This is a genomic window from Bacillus sp. AFS077874, from assembly GCF_002566505.1.
Taxonomy (GTDB): Bacteria; Bacillota; Bacilli; order Bacillales; family Bacillaceae_G; genus Gottfriedia.
Genome location: NZ_NUYF01000006.1, coordinates 1 through 4,684, shown reverse-complemented (window position 1 = coordinate 4,684; position 4,684 = coordinate 1). Strand labels below are relative to the sequence as shown.

The 4,684-nt window shown below is 34.8% G+C and carries 4 protein-coding genes and 9 tRNA genes; 1 reads left to right on the top strand and 12 read right to left on the bottom strand.

All coding sequences use genetic code 11. The features are described 5' to 3' along the window. Positions 1-43 precede the first annotated feature (43 nt). The 3 genes from trmL to queG form a co-directional block, all read right to left on the bottom strand. Positions 44-538 (bottom strand): tRNA (uridine(34)/cytosine(34)/5-carboxymethylaminomethyluridine(34)-2'-O)-methyltransferase TrmL, encoded by a 495-nt coding sequence (trmL, locus tag COJ46_RS04980; protein WP_097976855.1) that lies wholly within the window; start codon positions 536-538, stop codon positions 44-46. 62 nt (positions 539-600) lie between these two features. Then, on the bottom strand, positions 601-1,515 hold the full coding sequence (locus tag COJ46_RS04975) for an amidase domain-containing protein (RefSeq protein WP_176522558.1): 915 nt from the start codon (positions 1,513-1,515) through the stop codon (positions 601-603). Positions 1,516-1,591: 76 nt separating this feature from the next. After that, entirely contained in the window at positions 1,592-2,716 is a 1,125-nt protein-coding gene (gene queG, locus COJ46_RS04970; RefSeq protein ID WP_097976859.1) for a tRNA epoxyqueuosine(34) reductase QueG, read from the bottom strand. Between the two features lie 483 nt (positions 2,717-3,199). Between queG and COJ46_RS04965 the strand changes: the two genes are divergently transcribed. Beyond that, complete coding sequence (locus COJ46_RS04965; RefSeq protein WP_097976860.1) at positions 3,200-3,496, top strand: hypothetical protein; 297 nt, start codon at positions 3,200-3,202, stop codon at positions 3,494-3,496. Between the two features lie 220 nt (positions 3,497-3,716). Here the strand turns inward: COJ46_RS04965 and COJ46_RS04960 are convergent. The 9 genes from COJ46_RS04960 to COJ46_RS04920 all read right to left on the bottom strand — a co-directional run bounded on the left by COJ46_RS04960 (position 3,717) and on the right by COJ46_RS04920 (position 4,639). Beyond that, a tRNA-Leu gene (locus COJ46_RS04960) sits at positions 3,717-3,799 on the bottom strand. 93 nt (positions 3,800-3,892) lie between these two features. Further along, positions 3,893-3,976 (bottom strand) — tRNA-Leu (locus COJ46_RS04955). 14 nt (positions 3,977-3,990) lie between these two features. Then, positions 3,991-4,061 (bottom strand) — tRNA-Cys (locus tag COJ46_RS04950). A 5-nt stretch (positions 4,062-4,066) separates the two neighbouring features. Then, positions 4,067-4,141 (bottom strand) — tRNA-Gly (locus COJ46_RS04945). A 5-nt stretch (positions 4,142-4,146) separates the two neighbouring features. Further along, positions 4,147-4,221: transfer RNA gene (locus tag COJ46_RS04940), tRNA-Gln, on the bottom strand. A gap of 80 nt (positions 4,222-4,301) precedes the next feature. Further along, positions 4,302-4,377 (bottom strand) — tRNA-His (locus tag COJ46_RS04935). A 15-nt stretch (positions 4,378-4,392) separates the two neighbouring features. Beyond that, a tRNA-Trp gene (locus tag COJ46_RS04930) sits at positions 4,393-4,466 on the bottom strand. A 5-nt stretch (positions 4,467-4,471) separates the two neighbouring features. Next, a tRNA-Tyr gene (locus tag COJ46_RS04925) sits at positions 4,472-4,556 on the bottom strand. 10 nt (positions 4,557-4,566) lie between these two features. Further along, a tRNA-Thr gene (locus COJ46_RS04920) sits at positions 4,567-4,639 on the bottom strand. Between the last annotated feature and the right edge of the window lie 45 nt (positions 4,640-4,684).

Sequence of the window (4,684 nt, the reverse complement as noted above, 5' to 3'; positions counted from 1 at the left end):
CGTTTGTCAACAGTCTGAATCACCATTTATATGGTGACTTTTATTACTTAGAATAATCCTTTACCTTTAACAGCTCACGGAAATCTTGCTGACGTAAAGCTTCGTAAATTAAAATTGCAGCTGTATTTGATAAATTTAGAGATCTAATATGATCTGTCATTGGTATACGTAAACAAGTTTCCATGTTTTTTTCAATCAACTCTTTCGGAAGCCCTGTTGTTTCTCTACCAAATACAAAGAAAATCTCTTCATCTAAATTTGTATAATCAAAGTTTGAATATGTTTTTTCCCCAAATTTAGTTATAAAGTAAAATTTCCCGTCTTTATATTTATCAAATAAATCGTCTAAAGAATCATGATAATATATATCTACATGCTCCCAATAATCAAGACCAGCTCTTTTTAACATTTTATCATCAGTTGAAAAACCTAACGGACGAATTAAATGCAAACTTGTATCTGTTCCTGCACAAGTACGTGCAATATTTCCTGTATTTGCTGGAATTTGTGGTTGATATAATACAACGTGTATTCCCATCTTTTTCACCTCTATATTGTTTCAATGCTTTATATTATACCAAATTCGTAATTAATAAGGTATTATTCCACTGGAGGGTTAGAAAAGTCATCAACGAAGTGAAAAAACTTATACTTAATATTCTCCGTAAAAGCAGAAGAATCATAGTATGACCAATATCTTTTACGGCTATTAACAGTATGTGCATTCACTAAAGGTTCACCATTTTCATCCTTAGCAACAACGATCGTACAATGATTCCATACTCCATCACCTTCGAAATCATATACGATAATATCCCCCAATGTAAGATCTTTTGGAGAAGGCACCTCTTCTGCTTTAATTCCAGTTTTAGGCGAAGGTAAAAATCTTCTTAATGCGTGAGCAACTCTCCAGCTATAACTACTATTAGAATGATTTCTATACCACCACCCTGTCCCGGGTTTTGGCATTCCAACCATTCGAATGCCTCCAGCCCTTAAACATTGAGATATAAAATTAGTACAATCATTTGCATACAATGGATATTCTTTATTATGGCCATCCCACCAGGTTTCAGCATATTTAACAGCATTAAATCGGTTATATCTGTTATTTCGATCCAATGATTCATTTTCACCTAAATCGTCTTCTTCAAGTTCAAAATGTTCAACTTGATTATCAATTGGGAATGGTATGTCATATAAGATTTCATTATTTTCAATCGCGATCTGTCTTTCATGTTGATCCTCTTCAAAATATAAATCAGTTTGCTTTAAAAAATATCGCGTATGGAATGTATAATTTATATACGTTACGTCCTGATCAGTCCAAATATTGTTTACATCAAGATCTCCATATACTTTCACTAATGAAATATTACGCTTATTATATAGTTCAACTTTACGTCTGATTGCCTGATATTCTTTTTCTTGAATAGGATGACTTCGATGTCCTTCACCAAAATAAAGTTGTAATCGTTCTTTTAAATAACACTCTAAAAGTTCACGATTAAACAAGATAATCCCCCTTTTCAACATATATTCTTATTCTATACGATGTTGAAAAATAAGAGATTATACCACTCAATATTGCTTACTTTGATAGAACAGCATTAATTTCATTTAATACAATCTCGTCTTGCTCTTTTTGCAAACAACTTTCAATAAATGGTGTACTGTTCTTTCCCTCAATCTCAAAAATAGCCCAAATAGCTGTACCTCTAATTACTGGTCTTGCATCTTTTTTCGCTAATTCCTTTAAATCATCTAATGCCGATTCATCTTTAAAATGTGCTAAAGCAATGATGGCATTACGCTGAATAGGATTCTTTCCTCTCCATGATCCAGACATTTGGCCAAACTGACTTTTAAACTCTCTGTTACTTACCTTTAATACAGAGCGTAATAAAGGTTTTACAGTTTCTGGATCAGGTTCCATCTCAATATGATGAGTAATATTAATTCCTTTATTTTTAGGACAAACTGTCTGACATGTATCGCACCCATATATACGATTTCCCAACTCTTTTCGAAACTCAACAGGAATCATCTCTTTTGATTGTGTTAAAAAAGCAATACAATTTTTAGCATTTAATTGCCCTGGAGAAACAATCGCACTTGTCGGACAAACATCAAGGCATTTTGTACACTCTCCACACTGTTCCTCAATAGGCGAATCTGGTTCAAAAGGTAATGAGGTAATCATTTCCCCTAAATACACATAAGAACCGAATTCTGGCGTAATAATTGAACAATTTTTAGCACTCCAACCTATACCTGCTCGCTCAGCTACAGCTCGATCTACAAGCTCACCGGTATCGACCATCGACTGAACCTTTGCATTTGGATAATGTAATAAAATAAATGACTCAAGCTGAAGTAATTTCTTTTTTACAACTACATGGTAATCTTCCCCCCATGAAGCCCTACAAAAAATCCCCCTTGTAGATCCTTTTTTACTTTTAGGAGGATTTTTCAATTTAGATGGATAAGCTAGCGCAATTGCAAGAATTGAATTAGCTTCTGTCATAATTTTTCTGGCATCTACTCTTCGTTCAATATCCTTTGTCTCAAAGCCCGATTGATAATTTAATTCCTGCTGCCTATATAGACGATTTTTTAATGTTAAAAATGGATCTACAGTCGTAAATCCAATCTTATCTATTCCAATTTCTTTACTATATGAAATCAATTCTTTTTGAAATTCTTTTATATTCACAAGAATCACCTAACTGCCTGTTAATTTACAAATTATATTTTCTATTCTAGTCAGAAAATTATTTCTTTATCTAATTATGTCACAAAAGCCTCTAATAATAGACTTTTTAATATAAAAAAACGCAATGTATCGTTCTTCGAATGAATCAATACACTGCGTTGTTATCAAATTATAAGTGCTTTACTACTAATACAAATGCAATCTGTATTTAGTAGGTTTTTAATGAACTTGTAATTAAATTTATCATAAATATGTCATAAATTCAAGAATAAAATCAATTTTTGTCGAAAGAGTTCTAACATGATTATAGCACTTAAAAAATAGCGGATGACGTGAATAAGAAAAAGATCAATATTCATCAGAACTTTAATTAATTAACTAATTATAGAGGATATTAAAAGATTTGTAGAAATTTGAATGAAGGTATAATGAATTTTCCCATAGAATTCTTCTTTATAGGTTAAATTTAGGAGGAGAATAACTATGACAGATCCTTTGGTAAATGAAGAAAAAAATCCTTTGGTTGAAAGTTTCGAAGGTGTCTGTAGTTTGATTGAAGAAACAAACGAGAGAATTGATTTTACACAGGATACACTTAAAGAACTTGATCGATACAATAATGAGAAATTAAAAGATGCAAAACAATTTACTATTAAAGTAGCTGCTGCAAGCCTTCTAATAGCAACAACAGGCTTAGTAGTTACTTTAGCAAATAAAAGAAAACCAAAACAATTTGATTGGCTTGCTGCTAAGCAAAAACGTAAGTATGTAAAAATGTAACGAATAGTATTTCTTAATGAGGAATAGCCACTTAAGAAAGGCAGCGACCATTGTTATAGTCGCTGCCTTTCTTTATGTTGATCGTTCGTTAATACAAATGAAGACAATTATAAAATGCTGAATGAAGAGGAAGAATTAAAAAGCCTATTCTTTTCCTTACCACTATCTAAACAAAAAAGGATTCTGCATCTCTGCAAAATCCTCTTCCCTTAATTCTATATAGCGGTGACAGGACTTGAACCTGCACATCCGTGAAGATACCTGATTTTGAGTCAGGCGTGTCTGCCATTCCACCACACCGCCAAAAAGTTATAAAATAATTATAATATATGAAAGACAAATTGTCCATTCAAATCTGTAATTAAAAACCTCTTACAAAAGTAAGAGGTTTAATGATACCGAGGGCCGGACTCGAACCGGCACGGGGTCAACCCCCGCAGGATTTTAAGTCCTGTGTGTCTGCCATTCCACCACCCCGGCAGAAGTGAATTAAAAGGCGGTAACCGGATTTGAACCGATGATAAAGGTTTTGCAGACCTCTGCCTTACCACTTGGCTATACCGCCATATTTGGAGCGGAAGACGGGGTTCGAACCCGCGACCCCAACCTTGGCAAGGTTGTATTCTACCACTGAACTACTTCCGCATAAATGGCTGGGCTACCTGGATTCGAACCAGGGCATGACGGAATCAAAATCCGTTGCCTTACCGCTTGGCTATAGCCCATTAATTAAGAACTTTATATACTATATTCAATTTACTATAAACTATATTACTCACTTGAAAAATCGTTACAATAATTTAAATGGGGCGACCGATGGGAATCGAACCCACGAGTGTCGGAACCACAATCCGATGCGTTAACCACTTCGCCACGACCGCCATTATTGTATTATTTGGCAGGGGCAGTAGGAATCGAACCCACACCAAAGGTTTTGGAGACCTCTATTCTACCGTTAAACTATGCCCCTATAAATGGTGGAGGGGGACGGATTCGAACCGCCGAACCCACAGGGAGCGGATTTACAGTCCGCCGCGTTTAGCCACTTCGCTACCCCTCCGGTTAAAGAGTGCCGACTAGAGGACTTGAACCCCCAACCTACTGATTACAAGTCAGTTGCTCTACCAATTGAGCTAAGTCGGCTTAATAATAATTACTTGTTATCTATTTTAAGATGGTGGCTCGGGA

Bases quoted from the DNA above. Each gene is read 5' to 3' on its own strand.
- trmL (WP_097976855.1), bottom strand. From the start codon at position 538: ATGGGAATACACGTTGTATTATATCAACCACAAATTCCAGCAAATACA.
- COJ46_RS04965 (WP_097976860.1), top strand. From the start codon at position 3,200: ATGACAGATCCTTTGGTAAATGAAGAAAAAAATCCTTTGGTTGAAAGT.